Genomic DNA, 18,697 nt, shown 5'->3' with positions numbered 1-18,697 from the left:
TCCTGAAGGACGACGGCTAGGCGTTGTCGCCGCGAGGAGTGAGAACGCGCGCTTCACTCCCTCTGGCGCGTAGCCAGCGCCCCAGGTCGGCGCCACCGATCTCAGTGGTCACACCCTGGTCCACCAACTGAATCGGACCGAACAACGTCCCCGAAAGGCCTTGGAGTTGTGTACTTCCATCCAGTGTGACCTTGAAAGAGTTCTCTTGGAGGATCGCTGCGGAGAGGTCCGCGCCGCAGAAGTTGACGTTCAGGAGGGACGCGCCCATGATCCGTGCGCCGCGCAGGGACGCGCCGCACGCGTCCACGTCGTAGAGGGAGGCCTTGACGAGGTCCGCTCCGTCGAGCGTCGCACCGCGCAGGACGGCGTCATCGAGGTTGGCACGTACGAGGGAAGCGCCCGTGAGGTCCGCGCGGGAGAAGTCGGCTCCCTCCGCGTCGCTGCGGTACAGATCCGCCCTGACCAGCTTGGCGTCCACCAGCTTGGCGTCGGTGAACCAGGATTCCGAGAAGTCGCCGCCGGACAGGTCCGCACCGCTCAAGTCAAGCCCGACGGCGTCGAACCCGCCCCGCTCCTGCCGCATCCACTCCCGCAGCCGGCCTGCGGCGTCAGGGTCCGCGGGGAACACGCGGGGGGCCCAGTCGTCACGGGTACCAGATGACATCGTCTTCCCAGCCGTTCTTCTCCACGATCGACTTGATGTCGTCGATTGCTGCTTGATTTGCGTTCCGGACATCAATGATCACGATGCGCCGCTTTTCGATGATCTGCTCGGCAAGCTTCTCTACCCACCTCTTGTTTCTTGCCGGATTGTATGCGCCCTTGAATGGCTGGGATTTATCCCGCACGTTATTGAAGGGTGGCCAATCGGAATGGACCCCCTTGATGTCATAGGACCTCCCCGTGCTGGGGGAGTAGAACTCGCCGCCGTCAGCTCCCGTCGGGCGCCGAATGTCGTCAGGGAGGCGCCCTTGCTCACGAAGGTCCAGTCCGACCCTGGCTTCGTCCTTGGACGGATCGGAGATGCCACCGTTTTTGTCCGGGTCTCGCTGCAATTGGTCGAAGTCTTCGGGGCTCCGCCCTTCCACCTTGCTCAAGTGGTCCCAGTGAGCTGCCTTTTCGTCGGGCGTGAGCTCGGGCAGGGGTTCGTTCACGCGATCCGGGGGCGGGAGCTCCGCGGCCGGCCCGTCGGCAGAACCTTCGTGAGGGCTCCGTGGCCCGTGCTCTGTCGGCCCGACGGTCTCACCGTGGGCTCTCCCCGGGTGGCCACTGGAGCTCTGGCCTTCGCCATGCGCACCGGAGCTCCCGCTACCCGCAGGGTCCGCACCGGAGTCAGCGGAACCAGCGGAACCGGAGGCGTGCCCGCCACCCCCGCCCGCGGCGTGCGGCGCCGCCCCCTCGCCCCCGCCGGCCGCCCGCTCGGGCCCCCGCGCCCCCGCGCCAGCCAGCTCGTACCGCCGAGCAGGCTCGGGCGCGGCGGCCGCGCGTGCGACGGCGGAGGGTTCGTGCGGGGCCGCCCCGGCCTGATCGGCACCGTTGTTCGTGACGGTGAACTGGCCGTCCTCGATGCGGACTTTGGAGATCCCCTTGAAGTCGAGGACGGTGTGGACGCCCGCCCCACCCGCCGTGGCGCCGACGCGGACACGGCTGGCCAGGTCGGAGACCTTCGGCAGGGCCCCGACGGCCTTGCCGCCCAGCGCGACCCCCGCCCCGAGCGGATCGGCGTACGTGCCGACCTTCGCCCCGACCCCCGCGGCCTTCGCTACGGCACCGCCGCCCTTGGACACCACCGCCAGCGGCCCCGCCCCCAACGTGAGGACGTTGAAGGTCGTCGCGCCCGCCGCACGGAAGGGGTTCTCCTTCCACTGGTCCCACGCGACCACCCCCTTGGCGAACTCGCGCGCGGCCGTCTTCTGCCGCCGTTCCCCCGCGCTGTCCTGGTCCGCCAGCATGGTCTTGTCCAGCACCCAGTCGTACGGCTTCAGGGTGTACTGGCCGATGCCTCCGGCGACATCACCCAGCGTGCTCCAGGCGTCCTTCGCCGAGCCCCCGATGCCGACCAGGTGCCCCAGGCCCTTCAGCGCCGCGAGGCCCCCGTCGAGGACGAAACCGTCCCAGACGTAGCGCTTGGCCATCCGGTGGACCTCCCAGAACTGGAGGGACTCCTGTACCGGCGTGCCCCAGGGCAGTTCCTTGGACTTCTTCAACAGGCCCGCGTCATAGCCGTACGGCACGACCTTCTTGGTCGCCTTGCGCCCACTGCCGTCGTCCTCGACGAACCGGGGACCGCCCACAAGCGCGGAGATCTTGGTCGCGGCCCGCCGCTCCGCCGCCTTGAACGCGCTCTCCGCCTCGGACACCGCGTCCCGCAGCTCGTTGCTCCGGGCGGTCTTGTCGCCGTCCTCTTCCCAGTCGTCGTCGCCCTCGACGCTGGCGGCGAAGGCGACGGCCTCGTCCTTGAGGTCCTTCAGGCGCTTGGCGAGCGGCCGCGCCTCGGCCGCGTACGTCTCCAGCGCGTCCGCCACCGTCTCCAGTTTGGCCGCGAACGCGTCGGCCTTGTCCATCACCGGGCGCGTGCTGGCGAACAGGTCCCCGGCCTCCGGCGCCACGTAGTACGCGCCCAGCGCCTGGAAGCGCGCGTGCACGTCCGACCCGCCGTTACGGATGCCGGTGGCGTCGGTCCGCAGCGCCGAGATGGCCTTCTCTAAGGTCTCGAAGTTGCCGGAGTACTGAGGTATGCCGTCAGGGTCGATCACTGCTTCTCCTGCCCCGCCTTCTTGCGGGCGGCCTCAAGCAGGGCTTTGACGTCGACGGCTTGCCCCGCCCTGCGCTGGGCGTTCGCGGCCTGCTCCAAGTCTCCGGCGATGTACGCGTTCGTCGCCTCGATCGCCCCGTTCACCGACTTCGCCGCCCGCGCGCCGAGGAAGAGCGCGTCGCCCGTGGTCCTCTCGACGAACAGCGCGAGGGCTACGCCGACCGGGCCGGGCGGCCCCGGCGGACAGATCTCAGGACCGATCGTGCCGGCCCAGGTCGCGGCGCTCTTCACGTCCTTCCCGTACGCCTTGACGTCCTTGGCCACGTCGTCCATCGCCAGCTTCACCAGCGACACCACCGAACTCACCCCGGACGGCGAGATGTCCCACCCCGTCACACCAAACCCCCCTGCCGCTCCCTACACGTAGTGCACCGAACATGTTCTCGCTTACGCGGTTGCAGACGCAACGAGGTTGGGTCGGCGGTGGCGCGATTCCGTCAGTGGGAGAAGTGTCCTTCGGCGAGGGCGGCGTGGAAGGCCGTCCAGGTGGTGGGGGCGACGGTGACCGTGGGCCCATCGGGGTTCTTGGAGTCGCGTATGGCGGTGGTCGTTGGGATGTTGGTGGCTACCTCTACGCACTCGGCCTTGCCGTCGCTGTAGCTGGACTTGCGGAAGTCGAAGGCGCCGGGCATGGCTCAAAGCTCCTTGCTCAAGCTACGGATGAACGCGAGCGAATCGCTTTCGCTGAGTGCGCGTTGCGCGATCAACTCGAACAATTCATCGTATCGTGCGGCCTCCTCCCCGCCTTCGTGCCAGACCTCGGAGAACGGAAGCTCCGTGAACACCACGTCCATGGCGCCCGGCTCCGCGAACGAGAGGATGTTGAAGGGCCCGTTCAGGCCCGGGTGGGCGCCCGCGCCGAAGGGGACCACTGACAGGGCGATGTTCGGCCGCCGCGCCACTGTAGTCAGGTGCTCCAACTGCTCGCGCATGATGGCGGGGCTGCCGATCGCGTTCCGGAGGGTGGCCTCGTAGATCAGGGTCCGTAGCGTGAGTGGCGAATCGCCGGTGAGCAGGTCCTGACGGCGTAGCCGTGCGGCGACGAACACCTCGTCCGCATCGGTGAGTTCGGTCCGCTCGAAGTCGGCCCGGATCGCGCGCATCATGTCTGCCGTCTGGAGGAGTCCTGGTACGAACGAGGGCTGCCACGTCCTGATCGTGGTGGCGGCGTGCTCCAGCGTCACGTACTCGTGCATATCACCCAGGTCGGTGTCGTCCCACCAGCCCTTGGCCTTGCGCCGCTCACGGTCGACCCGTGCCAACTCCAGGAGGCTTCCGACCGTGCCGGGGTCGCGCACCTCGTACAGCTCACACAGCGTGCGAATGTCGGGCGCCCGCATCGGCACCCACCCGCGCTCCATCTTCGCGACCTTCGTCGTGGACGCGGTGAGCGCCTCGGCCGCGTGGTTCTGCCTCAGCCCGGCGGCGACGCGGTGCTTGATGAGCTCCCCGCCCAGGCGGCGGCCCAAGACGGTCGAAATGCTGTGGCCCTGCATCGGTGGATTCGCGGTCACGTGCTGTTCCTCCTGGGGTCAGTGCGCGGCCAGTCTGGCGGCCAACGAGCCGCGTCTGCAACCACGTTCGGGGGATTTCCCTCAGAAGGAACTTGTTAGGATCACAAAGTCACCGCTACCTTCCGTGTTCAACCGCTCGCAGAGCGGCGCCAGTTGACCCCTGTGCCCGGAGGTGAGCGACATGGTCGCCCCCCGCTACGACCGCCTGGACTACACCCCGCTCCCCAAGAGCGTCACCCTCGCCCGCCACCGAGCCCACCGCCTCCTCGCGGAGTGGGGGCACCCCGAACTGGCCGACAGTGCCGCCCTGTTGGTGTCCGAGCTGGGCGGCAACGCCGTGCTGTACGGGTGCTCGCGGGACCGGCTGTTCCGCGTGGAGCTGGCCCTTGCCGCAGGGGTCCTGCGGATCTCCGTGTCCGACCCGGAGGGCACGGCGCTGCCCGAGCCGAGGGACGCCGCGCCGGACGACGTGTCCGGCCGGGGGCTGCTGATCGTGCGGGAGTTCGCCGCGCGGTGGGGCGTGTGCCAACTGACCGTCGGCAAGGCGGTGTGGTGTGAGCTGGACGTCGTCAGGCGCGCTCAAGGCGGACCGCGCACACCTTGAACTCCGGCATCCGGGATACGGGGTCGAGCGCGGGGTGGGTCAGGGTGTTGGCGCGGCCGGGGCCAGGCCAGTGGAAGGGCATGAACACGGTGTCCGCCCGGATCCCGGGCGTGACCCGCGCGGGGACGACGACGCGGCCGCGCCGTGACGTCACGGCGACCGGCTCCCCGTCGGACACGCGCAGGTGGGCCGCGAGGCGGGGGTGCAGTTCCACGAACGGTCCCGGCGCGGCGGCGTTCAGCTCGGCGACGCGGCGCGTCTGGGCGCCGGACTGGTACTGGGAGAGGACCCGCCCCGTGGTCAGGAGCACGGGATACTCCGCGTCGGGTTCCTCGGCGGCGTCCCGGTGCGTCACCGGCACGAACCGGGCCCGCCCGTCGTCGGTCGCGAAGCGGTCGAGGAACAGCCGGGGTGTACCGTCCGCTCCCTCGGGGCATGGCCAGAAGACCCCCTCCCCGTCGCCCTCGGCGAGCCGCTCGTACGTGATCCCCGAGTAGTCCGCGATCCCGCCCGCGCTGGCCCGCCGCAGCTCCTCGAAGACCTCTTCCGGCTCGTCCGGGAACCCCTTCCCGTGCCCGAGCCGCTCCGCGAGCCCCCGCAGCACCGTGAGGTCGCTGCGGACCCCGGCCGGAGGGTCCACCGCCCGGCGCCGCAGCAGCACCCGCCCCTCCAGGTTCGTCACCGTCCCCGTCTCCTCCGCCCACTGCGTCACCGGCAGCACGACGTCGGCGAGTTCGGCGGTCTCGGAGAGCACCACGTCCGCCACCGCCAGGAAGTCCAGGGACCGGATGCGCTCCTCTATGTGCGCGGCGCGCGGCGCCGACACCACCGGGTTGGAGCCCATGAGCAGCAGGGCCCGCACGTCGCCGCCGAGCGCGTCGAGCAGTTCGTACGCCGAGCGGCCGGGGCCGGGCAGTGCCTCCGGGTCCACGCCCCACACCCCGGCGACGTGCGCCCGCGCCGCCGGGTCGGTCAGCTTGCGGTAGCCGGGCAACTGGTCGGCCTTCTGGCCGTGTTCACGTCCGCCCTGGCCGTTGCCCTGGCCGGTCAGACAGCCGTACCCGGACAGCGGCCGGCCCGGCCTGCCCGTCGCCAGGCACAGGTTGATCCACGCGGACACCGTGTCCGTGCCCTTGGACTGCTGCTCGGGCCCCCGCGCGGTGAGCACCATGGCGTGCCGGGCCTCGCCGAACCGCCGCGCCACCTCCCGCAGCAGCGGCACCGGCACGCCGGTGATCCGCTCCACGTGCTCCGGCCAGTGCGCCATCGCCGCCGCCCGCGCCTCCGGCCAGCCGCTGGTGCGCTCCCGTACGTACGCCTCGTCGACCCGGCCCTCGGCCACCACCAGGTGCAGCAGGCCGAGCGCGAGCGCCAGGTCCGTGCCCGGGCGGGGCGCGAGGTGCAGGTCCGCGTGGGCGGCCGTGCGGGTGCGGCGCGGGTCCACGACGACCAGGGTGCCGCCGCGCTCCTTCAGCTCCGTCAGATACCGCAGCGCGGGCGGCATGGTCTCCGCCAGGTTCGAGCCGACCAGGATCAGGCAGTCGGTACGGGCGACGTCCGCGAGCGGGAACGGAAGGCCCCGGTCGACGCCGAACGCCCGCTGGCCCGCCGCCGCGGCGGACGACATGCAGAACCGCCCGTTGTAGTCGATCTGCGACGTCCCGAGCGCGACCCGCGCGAACTTGCCGAGCGCGTACGCCTTCTCGTTGGTCAGGCCGCCGCCGCCGAACACCCCGCACGCGTCCGCCCCGTACCGGGACCGGGCGCGGGCCAGCCCCTCGGCCACGCGGTCGAGGGCCTCCTCCCAGGTGGCCGGTGTGAGCCTGCCCGTGGCGTGGGATCGGACGACCGGCTCGGTCAGGCGCACCCGGGAGGAGAGCACCGCGGGCGCCGTACGGCCCTTGCCGCACAGCGCGCCCCCGTTGACCGGGAACGTGGGCCGCTCCACAACCTTCACGCCTTCGGCGTCACGCGCAAGCCCCATGCCGCACTGGAGCGCGCAGTAGGGACAGTGGGTGGGCGTGACGGCCCCGGATCGAAGCTCCTGTCGCATGCCCCCACCCTCCGAGCCCCGTGTTTCACCCCCGGCCGCTTTTGGTTACGACGACGGTACGCACGACTCCGAGGGCGGGGGCGGGTGCTGTGAGCCCGATACCGCCCCCCGGAGAACACACCCGCAGCGCTCCGCGCCTACGCGCACCGGCGAAGCCGGGGAGAGGCGGGCGGGTGGGTGGGAAACCTCCCGCCGCGAAGCGGCGGGCACCGATCCACGCACCCGCAGCGCTCCGCGCCGAGCCGCGCCTGCGAAGCCAGGGAGAGACGGGTGGGCGGGTGGGAAACACCCCGCCGCGAAGCGGCGGGCACCGGACGCCGCACCCGCAGCGCCCCGCGCCCCGCGCCCCGCGCCCCCACCCCCGACCGTGAGCCGGACGAAAAGAACCGTCACGGCGCCGCAACGGCCAGGCAACGCGCCCCGGCCATGCTCGGCCCATGACGCCGTCGACCCCGCCCCTGGACACCGCGGCCCAGCTCCTGACCCGCATCACCGACGAACTCGGCAGCCGCCTCGGCCTCGCCACGCTCAACGGCTACCGCCACCCCACGAGTTCCCGCCCCCCGGTCGCGGCGCGGCCCGCCCTGGTCGTCGTGGCGCACGGCAGCCGCGACCCCCGCGCCCTGGCCACGGTCACCGCGCTCCTCGACGCCGTCCGCGCGCTGCGCCCCGGGCTCGACGTCCGCCTCGGCCACATCGAGCTCAACGCCCCCCTGCTCGCGGACACGCTCCACGCCCTGGCCGCCGAAACCCCGTCCCACCCACCACACCCACCCCACTCACTCATTCCAGCCAATTCAGCCAGCTCTCCCGGCTCTCCCGGCTCCCCAGCCACTCCCCACCCCCCGCCGCACCCCCGCGCCGTACTCGTCCCCCTGCTCCTCAGCCACGGTCACCACGTCACGCACGACATCCCCGCCACGGCGGCCGCCGTGCGCGCGGTGTGTCCGGGGCTCACCAGCCGGGTCGCCGCGCCGCTCGGCCCGCATCGGCTCCTCGCCGAGGTGCTGCGTGACCGGCTCACCGAGGCGGGCTGGCCCGCGGGCGCGCCCGGGCGGGGCCACGGCGTCGTCCTCGCCGCCGCCGGGTCCCGCGACCCCGCGCACGCCGTCGACGCCCGCCGCGCCGCCGCCCTGCTCGCCCGCCGCCTCGGCGTGCCCGTGGAGCCCGCCTACGCGGCGCCGACCCCGGCCACGCCGACCACCGTGCCCGGCGCCGTGGCCGCCTTCGCCGCCGCGGGTGTCCGCCGGGTCGCCGTCGCCTCGTACTTCACCGCGCCCGGCCGGTTCGCCGCCGAGGCCGCCGCCGCCGCGCCGGAGTGCGCCGCCGCGCCGCTCGGCGCGCACCCGGCTCTCGCCGCCCTCCTGCTGCACCGTTACGACCAGGCGTGTTCCCGCACGCGGGCCCCGGCGTCCGCGCGCCGGCTGACGCCCGCCTGACCGGGGCCGTAGCGCGCGCTGTCGGTGGCTGCGTCTACTGTCGGTGCATGGAAGGCACCGCACCGAACGCGACCACCGGGCCCACCGAGAACACCCAGAACACCCAGAACGCCCAGAACATCCAGCAGACCCAGCAGCCCCAGAGCACCGAGCACGCCGCGTCCTCCTATGACGAGGCCGCCGCCGAGCGCTGGGCCGCCGAGCCCGACAAACGCCCGGGCCGGACCGCCTTCCAACGCGACCGCGCGCGCGTCCTGCACTCCGCCGCGCTGCGCCGCCTCGCCGGAAAGACCCAGGTCGTCACGCCCGGCACCAAGAGCCAGGCCTGGGACGCCAGCGCGCGCACGCGCCTGACGCACTCCCTGGAGTGCGCCCAGGTCGGCCGGGAGCTCGGCGCCGCCCTCGGCTGCGACGCGGACCTGGTGGAGACCGCCTGCCTCTCCCACGACCTCGGCCACCCGCCCTTCGGGCACAACGGCGAACAGGCGCTGAACGACCTCGCCCAGGACTGCGGCGGCTTCGAGGGCAACGCCCAGTCCCTGCGGCTGCTCACCCGCATCGAGCCCAAGCGGTTCACGCGCAGCGAGGCGGACGGCGAACTGGTCAGCGTCGGCCTGAACCTCACCCGCGCCGCCCTCGACGCCGCCACCAAGTACCCCTGGCCGCGCGGCGCCCACCCCAGCGACCCGGGCTCGGTGAAGTTCGGCGTGTACGAGGACGACCGGCCCGTCTTCGACTGGATCCGCAAGGAAGCACCCGGCCACCGCACCTGCTTCGAGGCGCAGATCATGGACTGGTCGGACGACGTGGCGTACTCGGTGCACGACGTCGAGGACGGCCTGCACGCGGGCCACATCGACCCGAACCTGCTGCACGCCGAGCCCGAGCGCCAGGACGTGTTCGCCGTCGCCATCGGCCGCTACGTCCCCGCGGACACCGCCCCCGAAGAGCTCGCCGAGGCCCTCGACCGCCTCCAGGAGCAGGAGTGGTGGCCGCACGGGTACGACGGATCGGCCGTCGCCCAGGCCCGGTTGAAGGACGCCACCAGCCAGCTCATCGGCCGCTTCTGCCTCGCCGCCGAGACCGCGACCCGCGAGCGGTACGGCACGGGCCCCCTCACGCGCTACGCCGCCGAACTCGTCGTCCCGCGCGCGACGCGGCTCGAGTGCGCGGTCCTCAAGGCCGTCGCGGACCGTTACGTGATGCAGCGCGCCGAACAGACCCGGCTCCGCGCCGACCAGCGGGTCTGCGTCGCCGAGCTCGCCGAGGCGCTCACCGCGCGCGCCCCCGAGGGCCTCGACCCCCAGTTCCGCGCGCTGTACGACGCCGCGCCCGACGACCGCGCCGCCAAGCGCGTGGTCATCGACCAGATCGCGTCCCTCACGGATGCCGCGGCCCGCGCCCTGCACGCGCGGCTCACCGCACCGCACCGGAATACGCACCGCCATGAGTGACCATGGAGTGAGCACAGGGTGTGACAGAAAGTGGCCGGAACGACGCAGTACCCCTTCCGCCATCACGCTCCGTGCGGGACTCTCCCAGTGGACCTGAGGTTTCGAGGAGGCATCAAGTGGTCGACGCGGATCAGACGTTCGTCATCGTCGGAGGAGGTCTCGCGGGTGCGAAAGCGGCCGAGACGCTGCGCGCCGAGGGCTTCACCGGCCGGGTGATCCTCATCGGGGACGAACGGGACCACCCCTACGAACGCCCGCCCCTGTCGAAGGGCTACCTCCTCGGCAAGGAGGACCGCGACAGCGTCTTCGTCCACGAGCCCGCGTGGTACGCGCAGGCGGACGTCGAACTGCACCTGGGCCAGACCGTCGTCGCCATAGACCGCGACGCGCACACCGTCCGCCTCGGTGACGGCACCGTCATCCGCTACGACAAGCTGCTGCTCGCCACCGGCGCCGAGCCCCGCCGCCTGGACGTGCCGGGCACCGGCCTCGCGGGCGTCCACCACCTGCGCCGCCTCGCCCACGCCGACCGCCTTCGCCACGTCCTCGCCGCCCTCGGCCGCGACAACGGCCACCTGGTGATCGCGGGCGCGGGCTGGATCGGCCTCGAAGTCGCCGCGGCGGCGCGGGAGTACGGCGCGGAGGTCACCGTCGTCGAGCCCGAGCCGACGCCGCTGCACGCCGTCCTCGGCCCCGAGGTCGGCCAGATGTTCACCGACCTGCACGCCGAGCACGGCGTCCGCTTCCACTTCGGCGCCCGCCTCACCGAGATCGCGGGCCAGGACGGCATGGTCCTCGCCGCCCGCACGGACGACGGCGAGGAGCACCCGGCGCACGACGTGCTCGCCGCGATCGGCGCCGCCCCGCGCACCGCGCTCGCCGAGTCCGCGGGCCTCGCCCTCGTCGACCGCGCCGACGGCGGCGGCATCGCCGTCGACGCCACCCTGCGCACCTCCGATCCGGACATCTACGCCGCCGGTGACGTGGCCGCCGTCAAGCACCCCGTGTTCGGCACCCGGCTGCGCGTGGAGCACTGGGCGAACGCCCTGAACGGCGGCCCGGCCGCGGCCCGCGCCATGCTCGGCCGGGACGTCACCTACGACCGGGTGCCGTACTTCTTCTCCGACCAGTACGACGTCGGCCTGGAGTACTCGGGCTGGGCGCCCCCCGGGTCGTACGACCAGGTGGTGATCCGCGGTGACGCGGGCAAGCGGGAGTTCATCGCGTTCTGGCTGAGCGAGGGGCGGGTGCTCGCCGGGATGAACGTGAATGTGCGGGATGTCACGGAGCCCATCCAGAAGCTCATCCGCACATCCGCCCACCCCGACCCCGAAGCCCTGGCCGACCCGTCCCACCCCCTGACGACCCTGCTCCCCTGACGGCCCTCGCGGGACGCCCCGCTGTGTCCATTAGCGCGCTCCGCGCGCGGGCACCCCTTCCCGACCTGGGGCTCCGCCCCAGACCCCGCTCCTCAAACGCCGGAGGGGCTGGAACCTGCCGGTGGTTTCAGCCCGTCCGGCGTTTGAGGACGAGCGCGCCAGCGCGATCCGACCACCGGCTCAAGGCGCCCCCGCCAGAGAGCCGTAGAATTTCGACCGTGGCTGGACGGATCAATGATGAGGACGTGAAGGCGGTTCGGGACGCGGTCCCGATCGACGCCGTGGTGTCCGAGTACCTCCAGCTGCGCAACGCGGGCGGCGGAAACCTCAAGGGCCTCTGCCCCTTCCACGACGAGAAGTCCCCGTCGTTCCAGGTCAGCCCCAGCAAGGGCCTCTTCCACTGCTTCGGCTGCCAGGAGGGCGGCGACACCCTCACCTTCGTGATGAAGGTCGACCACCTGACCTTCTCCGAGGCGGTGGAGCGCCTCGCGGCCAAGGCGGGCATCACCCTGCGCTACGAGGAGGGCGGGTACAACCCCTCCCACCAGCGCGGCGAGCGCATCCGCCTGATCGAGGCCCACAAGGCGGCCGCCGAGTTCTACGCGGCCCAGCTGGAGTCCCCCGAGGCGGAGATCGGCCGCACGTTCCTCGCCGAGCGCGGCTTCGACCAGGCCGCCGCCGCGCACTTCGGCGTCGGCTACAGCCCGGCGGGCTGGGACCACCTCACGCGCTTCCTGCGCGGCAAGGGCTTCACCGACAAGGAGCTCACCCTCTCCGGCCTCTCCCAGGACGGCCGCCGCGGCCCCATCGACCGCTTCCGGGGCCGTCTGATGTGGCCGATCCGCGACATCGGCGGCGAGGTCGTCGGTTTCGGCGCCCGCAGGCTCCGCGACGACGACAACGGCCCGAAGTACCTGAACACGCCCGAGACCCCGATCTACAAGAAGTCCCAGGTTTTGTATGGCATCGACCTCGCCAAGAAGGAGATCGCCAAGTCCAGCAGGGCCGTCGTCGTCGAGGGCTACACCGACGTCATGGCCTGCCACCTCGCCGGGGTGCCCACGGCCATCGCCACCTGCGGCACCGCCTTCGGCGGCGACCACATCAAGATCCTCCGGCGCCTCCTCATGGACAACGGCTCGGCCCGCGTGATCTTCACCTTCGACGGCGACGCGGCCGGCCAGAAGGCGGCCCTGCGCGCCTTCGAGGACGACCAGAAGTTCGCCGCCGAGACGTACATCGCCGTCGCACCCGACGGCATGGACCCCTGTGACCTGCGTCTCGCCAAGGGCGACGCCGCGGTCACCGACCTGGTCGAACCGCGCACGCCGCTCTTCGAGTTCGCGCTGCGCCAGATCGTCGCGCGCTATGACCTGGAGACCCCGGCGGGCCGCGCCGCCGCCCTCGACGAGGCCGCGCCCGTCGTCGCCCGCATCAAGAACAGCGGCGCGCAGCACGAGGTCGCCGTGCAGCTCGCGGGCATGCTCGGCATCCTCGACACGCAGTTCGTCGTCAAGCGCGTCGCCCAGCTGGCCCGCTGGGCCCGCGACCGCGGCGGCCGCGGGCCCGCCCCGCGCGGCGGCCCCCAGCAGGGCGCCCCGTCCGGGTCGCCCGCGCCCTCGGGCCCCGCAGGACCCGCGCTCAACCTCCGCAACCCCGTGTACGCCACCGAGCGTGAGCTCCTCAAGCTCGCGCTCCAGCGCCCGGAGCTGGTCTCCCCGGCGTTCGACGCGTACGGCGTCGACGAGTTCACCGCCCCGCCGTACGCGGCCGTGCGGCAGGCCGTCCTCGACGCCGGGGGCGCGGAATTCGGCATCCAGGACCCGCAGGAGTATCTGGTCCGCGTCCGGGACGCCGCCCCCGACGACACCGTCCGCGCCATGGTCACGGAGCTGGCCGTGGAGGCGATCATGCGGCGCACGGTCGACGAGGCGTACGCGGGGGAGCAGCTGGTGACGGTCCGGCTGCGGGCCGTGGACCGGCGCGTCCGCGACGTCCAGGGCACCTTCACCCGCCTCAGCGGCAGCCACGGCGACCCCGAGCAACTCACCGCGGTCCAGAACGAACTCTGGGTCCTCCAGCAGTACGGCCGGGCCCTCCGCGAACGCGGCGCGGCAGCCCTCTGACCTCGCGGCTCAAGACGATCGGCGCTCCGCGCCTCGTCCTCAAACGCCGGACGGGCTGAAACGCCCGCGCCGCGCCCATGTCTGGGGCGCCCCGCGAGGGGTAACCGGGTGGTTACGGACCGGACTCAAAAAGTCACCGCACGCCCCTCGTGGCGACCGTGTGTCGTACTCCACACTGGGGTGCGGTGCCTGAGTCCTCGGAGCGCGGCCGGACCACAGACAGCGGATGCGGGTCCGGTGATTCCGCGGTTCCACACATCGTGTTCGGGACGGACAGCGGCGAGGCCGTCAACGCCGGTCCCGTCGCACCGCTGCCACACGCCTCAGCAGTGATCACTCTGGAGGTCGCCCCCGTGCAGACCCAGACCCTCACCCAGACCGGCACCGCGCCCAGCGCGGACGCGGAGGCGGAAGCCGACGTCATCGCGACCGTGCCGGCGCAGAGCCGCGGCACCCTCCACCCCGAGCTGCCGCCGGAGCTGACGGGCCCCGCCGAGAGCGCCGAGAGCGCGGAGCCCGCCGAGCCCGCCGAGCTGCCAAGCCCGCGCGGCCGCGCCGACACCGGCGGACCGTCCTCCGACCTGTTCCGCCAGTACCTCCGCGAGATCGGCCGCATACCCCTGCTGACCGCCGCCGAGGAGGTGGAGCTCGCCCGCGCCGTAGAGGCCGGCCTCTTCGCCGAGGAGAAGCTCGCCGGCACCCCCGACCTGGACTCCCAGCTCGCCCTCGACCTGGACAAGCTGGTCGTCGTGGGCCGCATGGCCAAGCGCCGCCTCATCGAGGCGAACCTGCGCCTGGTGGTGTCCGTCGCGAAGCGGTACGTGGGGCGCGGGCTCACCATGCTCGACCTCGTGCAGGAGGGCAACCTCGGCCTCATCAGGGCCGTCGAGAAGTTCGACTACGCCCGCGGCTACAAGTTCTCCACGTACGCGACCTGGTGGATCCGCCAGGCCATGTCCCGCGCGCTCGCCGACCAGGCCCGCACGATCCGCGTACCGGTGCACGTCGTGGAGCTCATCAACCGGGTCGTGCGCGTGCAGCGCCGCATGCTGCAGGAGCGCGGGTACGAGCCCACGCCGGAGGAGGTCGCCGCGCACCTGGACCTGCCGCACGAGCGCGTCAGCGAGGTCCTTCGGCTCGCGCAGGAGCCGGTGTCGCTGCACGCGCCCGTGGGCGAGGAGGACGACGTCGCGCTCGGCGACCTCATCGAGGACGGCGACGCGGCGAGCCCGGTGGAGTCGGCGGCCTTCCTGCTCCTTCGCGAGCACCTGGAGGCGGTCCTCTCCACGCTCGGCGAGCGCGAGCGCAAGGTGGTGCAGCTGCGCTACGGCCTCGCGGACGGCAGGCCCCGCACCCTGGAGGAGATCGGCCGGATCTTCGGCGTGACGCGCGAACGCATCCGCCAGATCGAGTCGAAGACCCTCAACAAGCTGCGGGACCACGCCTTCGCGGACCAGCTCAGGGGCTACCTGGACTGATCGCGGCTAGTCCACCTCGGCCACGGCCTCGGCGAACTGGGCCTGGTAGAGGCGCGTGTACGCGCCTCCCGCGGCGAGCAGGACGTCGTGCGTGCCCTGCTCCACGATGGACCCGTCCTCCATCACCAGGATGGTGTCGGCGTCCCGGATGGTGGAGAGCCGGTGCGCGATCACGAACGAGGTGCGCCCGTGCGCGAGCCGCGCCATGGCCTTCTGGATGAGCACCTCGGTGCGGGTGTCGACGGAGCTGGTCGCCTCGTCGAGCACCAGGATCACCGGGTCGGACAGGAACGCCCGCGCGATGGTGATGAGCTGCTTCTCGCCCGCGCTCACGCCCGTGCCCTCGTCGTCGATGACGGTGTCGTAGCCCTCGGGCAGGGTGCGGATGAACCGGTCGGCGTGCGCGGCCCGCGCGGCCCGCTCGATCTGCTCGCGCGTGACCTCCTTGGCCGCGCCGTACGCGATGTTGTCCGCGATGGTGCCGCCGAACAGCCAGGTGTCCTGGAGCACCATGCCGATGGCGCCGCGCAGGTCGTCGCGGCTCATGCGTGCGATGTCCACGCCGTCCAGGGTGATGCGCCCGCCGCTGACCTCGTAGAACCGCATCAGCAGGTTCACCAGCGTGGTCTTGCCCGCGCCGGTGGGCCCGACGATGGCGACGGTGTGGCCAGGCTCCACGGCCAGGGACAAGTCCTCGATCAGCGGCTTGTCCTTCTCGTACCGGAAGGAGACCCGCTCCATCCCGACGCGCCCGCGCGGGTCCGCGGGCCGCTCGCCCGGCACCGGGTCGGCCTCCTGCTCGTCGGCGTCCAGGAGCTCGAAGACGCGCTCGGCGGAGGCGACGCCGGACTGCACCAGGTTCGCCATCGACGCGACCTGCGTGAGCGGCATCGAGAACTGCCGCGAGTACTGGATGAAGGCCTGCACGTCACCGATCGACAGGGAGCCGGAGGCCACCCTGAGGCCGCCGACCACGGCGACGAGCACGTAGTTGAGGTTCGACATGAAGAACATCAGCGGCTGCATGACGCCGCTGTTGAACTGCGCCTTGAACGACGCCTCGTACAGCGCGTCGTTGTGCGCGGCGAACGCCTTCGCGGACTCCTCCTGGCGGCCGAACACCTTCACCAGGGTGTGCCCGGTGTACATCTCCTCGACGTGCGCGTTCAGCGCGCCGGTGGACTTCCACTGCTGCACGAACTGCGGCTGCGACCGCTTGCCGACCTTCGTCGCCACGACGAACGACAGCGGCACCGTCACCAGCGCCACCAGCGCGAGCAGCGGCGAGATCCAGAACATCATCACCAGGACGCCGACGATCGTCAGGAGGGAGTTGATGAGCTGGCCCATCGTCTGCCCGAGGGTCTGGTTGATGTTGTCGAGGTCGTTCGTGGCCCGGCTGAGCACCTCGCCGCGCTGGCGCTTGTCGAAGTACGACAGCGGCAGCCGCGACAGCTTCGCCTGCACCTCGCCCCGCAGCCGGAAGACGGTGCGGTTGATGGCGCGGTTGGAGAGCCGCGTGGCCACCGTCATCAGCAGGCCCGCCGCCACGAACACGACCGTGGCGAAGAGGAGTACGGAGCCGATCGCGCCGAAGTCGATGCCCTGGCCCGGGGTGAAGTCGAGCCCGGACAGCATGTCGGCCATGCCGCCGTCGCCGCTGTCGCGCAGCCGCTCGATCGCCTCGCCCTTGCTCTCCCCTTCGGGCATGGTCCGCCCGACGATGCCCGCGAACACCAGGTCGGTGGCGTGCCCCAGGATCTTGGGGCCGAGCACGCTCAGGCCGACGCTCAGCACGCAGGCCGCGAGCATCCCGTACATCGTGACGCGCTCCGCGCGGAACTGCCCGAGCAGCCGCTTGCCGGAGTTCTTGAAGTCCATGGACCGGGAGTCCGGCCCCATCATCGGTCCACCCACGCCGCCTGGGGGCATTACGCGGCCTCCGCTTCCGTCAGCTGGGAGAGGACGATCTCCCGGTACGTCTCGTTGTCCGCCATCAGCTCGTGGTGGCGTCCCGTGCCGACGACGCGGCCCTCGTCGAGGACGACGATGCGGTCGGCGTCGCGGATCGTCGACACGCGCTGGGCCACGATCACGACCGTGGCCTCGCGGGTCTCGTGCGCGAGCGCGGACCGCAGGGCCGCGTCGGTGGCGTAGTCGAGCGCGGAGAACGAGTCGTCGAACAGATAGATCTCCGGGCGCCGCACCAGGGTGCGGGCGATGGACAGGCGCTGGCGCTGACCGCCGGACACGTTCGTGCCGCCCTGCGCGACGGGCGCGTCCAGGCCCTCCGCGAGGGACTGGACGAACTCCTTGGCCTGCGCCACCTCCAGGGCGTGCCACAGCTCGGCGTCCGTGGCATCCGGATTGCCGTAGCGAAGGTTGCTGGCCACGGTCCCCGCGAAGAGGTACGGCTTCTGCGGGACGAGCCCCACGCTGCGGGCGAGCAGCGCCGGGTCGAGGGTGCTGACGTCGACGCCGCCGACGCGGACCTCGCCCTCGGTGGCGTCCATCAGCCGGGGCACGAGGTTCAGGAGCGTCGACTTGCCGCTGCCGGTCGAGCCGATCACGGCGGTCGTCTCGCCGGGCAGCGCGACCAGGTCGATGCCCTTGAGCACCGGCTCCTCGGCTCCCGGGTAGCGGAATCCGGCGCCCCGCAGCTCCAGTTGGCCGTGGCCGCGCAGCGCGCGCACGGGCGCGGCGGGCGGGACGACGCTCGGCTCGGTGTCCAGGACCTCCTGGATACGCTCGGCGCACACCTCGGCCCTGGGGATCATCATGAACATGAAGGTGGCCATCATCACGGACATGACGATCTGCATGAGATAGGCGAGGAACGCGGTGAGCGCGCCGATCTCCATGGCGCCGTCGTCGATGCGGTGGGCGCCGAACCAGACGACGGCGATCGACGAAAGGTTCACCACCGTCATCACGATCGGGAACATCAGGGCGAGCAGCTTGCCGGTGCCGAGCGAGATGTCGGTCAGCTCCGCGTTGGCGCCCCGGAAGCGCTCCTTCTCATAGCCGTCGCGGACGAAGGCGCGGATGACGCGGTTGCCCGTGATCTGCTCGCGCAGCACGCGGTTCACCGTGTCGAGCCGCTCCTGCATCGTGCGGAACAGCGGCCGCAGGCGCCGCACGATCAGGCTGACGCTGATGCCGAGGACCGGCACGACGGCGAGCAGCACCGCCGAGAGCGGCACGTCCTGGCCGAGCGCCATCACGATGCCGCCGACGCACATGATCGGCGCCGACACCATCAGGGTGAACGCCATCAGGACGAGCGTCTGCACCTGCTGGACGTCGTTGGTGGTCCGCGTGATCAGGGTGGGCGCCCCGAACTGGCCCACCTCGCGGGCGGAGAAGTCCTGGACGCGGTCGAAGACGGCGGCGCGCACATCACGGCCGAGTTCGGCCGCGGTGCGCGCGCCGTAGAGGACGGCGCCGATGTTGCAGGCCATCTGGACGACGGTGACGGCCAGCATGAGGCCGCCGAACGACAGGATGTAGCCGGTGTCCCCCTTCACGACACCGTTGTCGATGATGTCCGCGTTGAGGGTGGGCAGATAGAGCGAGGCGCAGGTCTGCAGGAACTGCAGGAGCACCAACAGGGCGATGGGCTTCTGGTACGGGCCCAGATGGGTCCGCAGGAGTCGTATGAGCACGCTCGTCTCTCGGCAGAGTTTCGGAGTCGGGGTGGCGGGCGAAAGTCGCCCACCATCCTCCGCCAACGACCCCAGCCGTGTGCAACCGATTAACCCATGACCCGGTCAAAAATCAGCCCTGGTCAAGATCTGGTCCCACTGAACGTTTCGCGCCTCTCACGGAACGTGGC

The 18,697-nt window shown here is 71.7% G+C and carries 14 protein-coding genes; 6 read left to right on the top strand and 8 right to left on the bottom strand.

Annotated elements, in window-relative coordinates:
* Positions 1-16: 16 nt before the first annotated feature.
* The 5 genes from AC07A4_RS07905 to AC07A4_RS07885 form a co-directional block, all read right to left on the bottom strand.
* Positions 17-664, bottom strand: coding sequence for a pentapeptide repeat-containing protein (locus tag AC07A4_RS07905; protein ID WP_478594551.1), 648 nt, complete (start codon positions 662-664; stop codon positions 17-19).
* Positions 645-2,756, bottom strand: a complete 2,112-nt coding sequence (locus AC07A4_RS07900; RefSeq protein WP_478594548.1) for a hypothetical protein — start codon at positions 2,754-2,756, stop codon at positions 645-647. Before AC07A4_RS07900 ends, AC07A4_RS07905 begins: the two co-directional genes overlap by 20 nt.
* Positions 2,753-3,151, bottom strand: coding sequence for a DUF6507 family protein (locus AC07A4_RS07895; RefSeq protein WP_478594546.1), 399 nt, complete (start codon positions 3,149-3,151; stop codon positions 2,753-2,755). Before AC07A4_RS07895 ends, AC07A4_RS07900 begins: the two co-directional genes overlap by 4 nt.
* A gap of 101 nt (positions 3,152-3,252) precedes the next feature.
* Positions 3,253-3,447, bottom strand: coding sequence for a DUF397 domain-containing protein (locus tag AC07A4_RS07890; protein ID WP_478594543.1), 195 nt, complete (start codon positions 3,445-3,447; stop codon positions 3,253-3,255).
* Between the two features lie 3 nt (positions 3,448-3,450).
* Positions 3,451-4,311 carry a helix-turn-helix domain-containing protein gene (locus AC07A4_RS07885; RefSeq protein WP_478594540.1) on the bottom strand — a complete coding sequence of 287 codons (861 nt, stop codon included), beginning with the start codon at positions 4,309-4,311 and terminating at the stop codon, positions 3,451-3,453.
* Positions 4,312-4,510: 199 nt separating this feature from the next.
* Between AC07A4_RS07885 and AC07A4_RS07880 the strand changes: the two genes are divergently transcribed.
* The gene (locus tag AC07A4_RS07880; RefSeq protein ID WP_478594537.1) at positions 4,511-4,933 is read left to right on the top strand and encodes an ATP-binding protein; all 423 of its coding nucleotides are present in this window, start codon (positions 4,511-4,513) and stop codon (positions 4,931-4,933) included.
* Here the strand turns inward: AC07A4_RS07880 and AC07A4_RS07875 are convergent.
* On the bottom strand, positions 4,899-6,986 hold the full coding sequence (locus AC07A4_RS07875) for a molybdopterin oxidoreductase family protein (RefSeq protein ID WP_478594534.1): 2,088 nt from the start codon (positions 6,984-6,986) through the stop codon (positions 4,899-4,901). The two genes, AC07A4_RS07880 and AC07A4_RS07875, sit on opposite strands and share 35 nt — an antisense overlap.
* Before the next feature lie 437 nt (positions 6,987-7,423).
* On the opposite strand from AC07A4_RS07875, the gene AC07A4_RS07870 reads away from it, so the two are divergent.
* The 5 genes from AC07A4_RS07870 (at position 7,424) to AC07A4_RS07850 (ending at position 14,862) form a co-directional block, all read left to right on the top strand.
* Positions 7,424-8,425, top strand: a complete 1,002-nt coding sequence (locus AC07A4_RS07870) for a sirohydrochlorin chelatase (RefSeq protein ID WP_478594532.1) — start codon at positions 7,424-7,426, stop codon at positions 8,423-8,425.
* A 47-nt stretch (positions 8,426-8,472) separates the two neighbouring features.
* Entirely contained in the window at positions 8,473-9,879 is a 1,407-nt protein-coding gene (locus tag AC07A4_RS07865) for a deoxyguanosinetriphosphate triphosphohydrolase (RefSeq protein ID WP_478594529.1), read from the top strand.
* A gap of 116 nt (positions 9,880-9,995) precedes the next feature.
* Complete coding sequence (locus tag AC07A4_RS07860; RefSeq protein ID WP_478594526.1) at positions 9,996-11,258, top strand: NAD(P)/FAD-dependent oxidoreductase; 1,263 nt, start codon at positions 9,996-9,998, stop codon at positions 11,256-11,258.
* 218 nt (positions 11,259-11,476) lie between these two features.
* Positions 11,477-13,384 carry a DNA primase gene (gene dnaG / locus AC07A4_RS07855; RefSeq protein WP_478594524.1) on the top strand — a complete coding sequence of 636 codons (1,908 nt, stop codon included), beginning with the start codon at positions 11,477-11,479 and terminating at the stop codon, positions 13,382-13,384.
* A gap of 185 nt (positions 13,385-13,569) precedes the next feature.
* Positions 13,570-14,862, top strand: a complete 1,293-nt coding sequence (locus AC07A4_RS07850) for an RNA polymerase sigma factor (RefSeq protein ID WP_478594522.1) — start codon at positions 13,570-13,572, stop codon at positions 14,860-14,862.
* Between the two features lie 6 nt (positions 14,863-14,868).
* On the opposite strand, the gene AC07A4_RS07845 is transcribed toward AC07A4_RS07850, so the two are convergent.
* A complete protein-coding gene (locus AC07A4_RS07845) occupies positions 14,869-16,767 on the bottom strand; it encodes an ABC transporter ATP-binding protein (RefSeq protein ID WP_478594520.1) in 1,899 nt (632 codons plus the stop codon).
* 26 nt (positions 16,768-16,793) lie between these two features.
* Positions 16,794-18,527, bottom strand: a complete 1,734-nt coding sequence (locus AC07A4_RS07840) for an ABC transporter ATP-binding protein (protein WP_478594517.1) — start codon at positions 18,525-18,527, stop codon at positions 16,794-16,796.
* Between the last annotated feature and the right edge of the window lie 170 nt (positions 18,528-18,697).

It is taken from the genome of Streptomyces sp. NPDC043996 (assembly GCF_056435225.1).
The sequence above is the reverse complement of the archived record's forward strand: the minus strand, read 5'-3'. Positions and strand labels throughout refer to the sequence as shown.

Bases quoted from the DNA above. Each gene is read 5' to 3' on its own strand.
- AC07A4_RS07905 (WP_478594551.1), bottom strand. From the start codon at position 664: ATGTCATCTGGTACCCGTGACGACTGGGCCCCCCGCGTGTTCCCCGCG.
- AC07A4_RS07890 (WP_478594543.1), bottom strand. From the start codon at position 3,447: ATGCCCGGCGCCTTCGACTTCCGCAAGTCCAGCTACAGCGACGGCAAG.
- AC07A4_RS07885 (WP_478594540.1), bottom strand. From the start codon at position 4,311: ATGCAGGGCCACAGCATTTCGACCGTCTTGGGCCGCCGCCTGGGCGGG.
- AC07A4_RS07865 (WP_478594529.1), top strand. From the start codon at position 8,473: ATGGAAGGCACCGCACCGAACGCGACCACCGGGCCCACCGAGAACACC.
- AC07A4_RS07845 (WP_478594520.1), bottom strand. From the start codon at position 16,767: ATGATGGGGCCGGACTCCCGGTCCATGGACTTCAAGAACTCCGGCAAG.
- AC07A4_RS07870 (WP_478594532.1), top strand. From the start codon at position 7,424: ATGACGCCGTCGACCCCGCCCCTGGACACCGCGGCCCAGCTCCTGACC.
- AC07A4_RS07875 (WP_478594534.1), bottom strand. From the start codon at position 6,986: ATGCGACAGGAGCTTCGATCCGGGGCCGTCACGCCCACCCACTGTCCC.
- AC07A4_RS07880 (WP_478594537.1), top strand. From the start codon at position 4,511: ATGGTCGCCCCCCGCTACGACCGCCTGGACTACACCCCGCTCCCCAAG.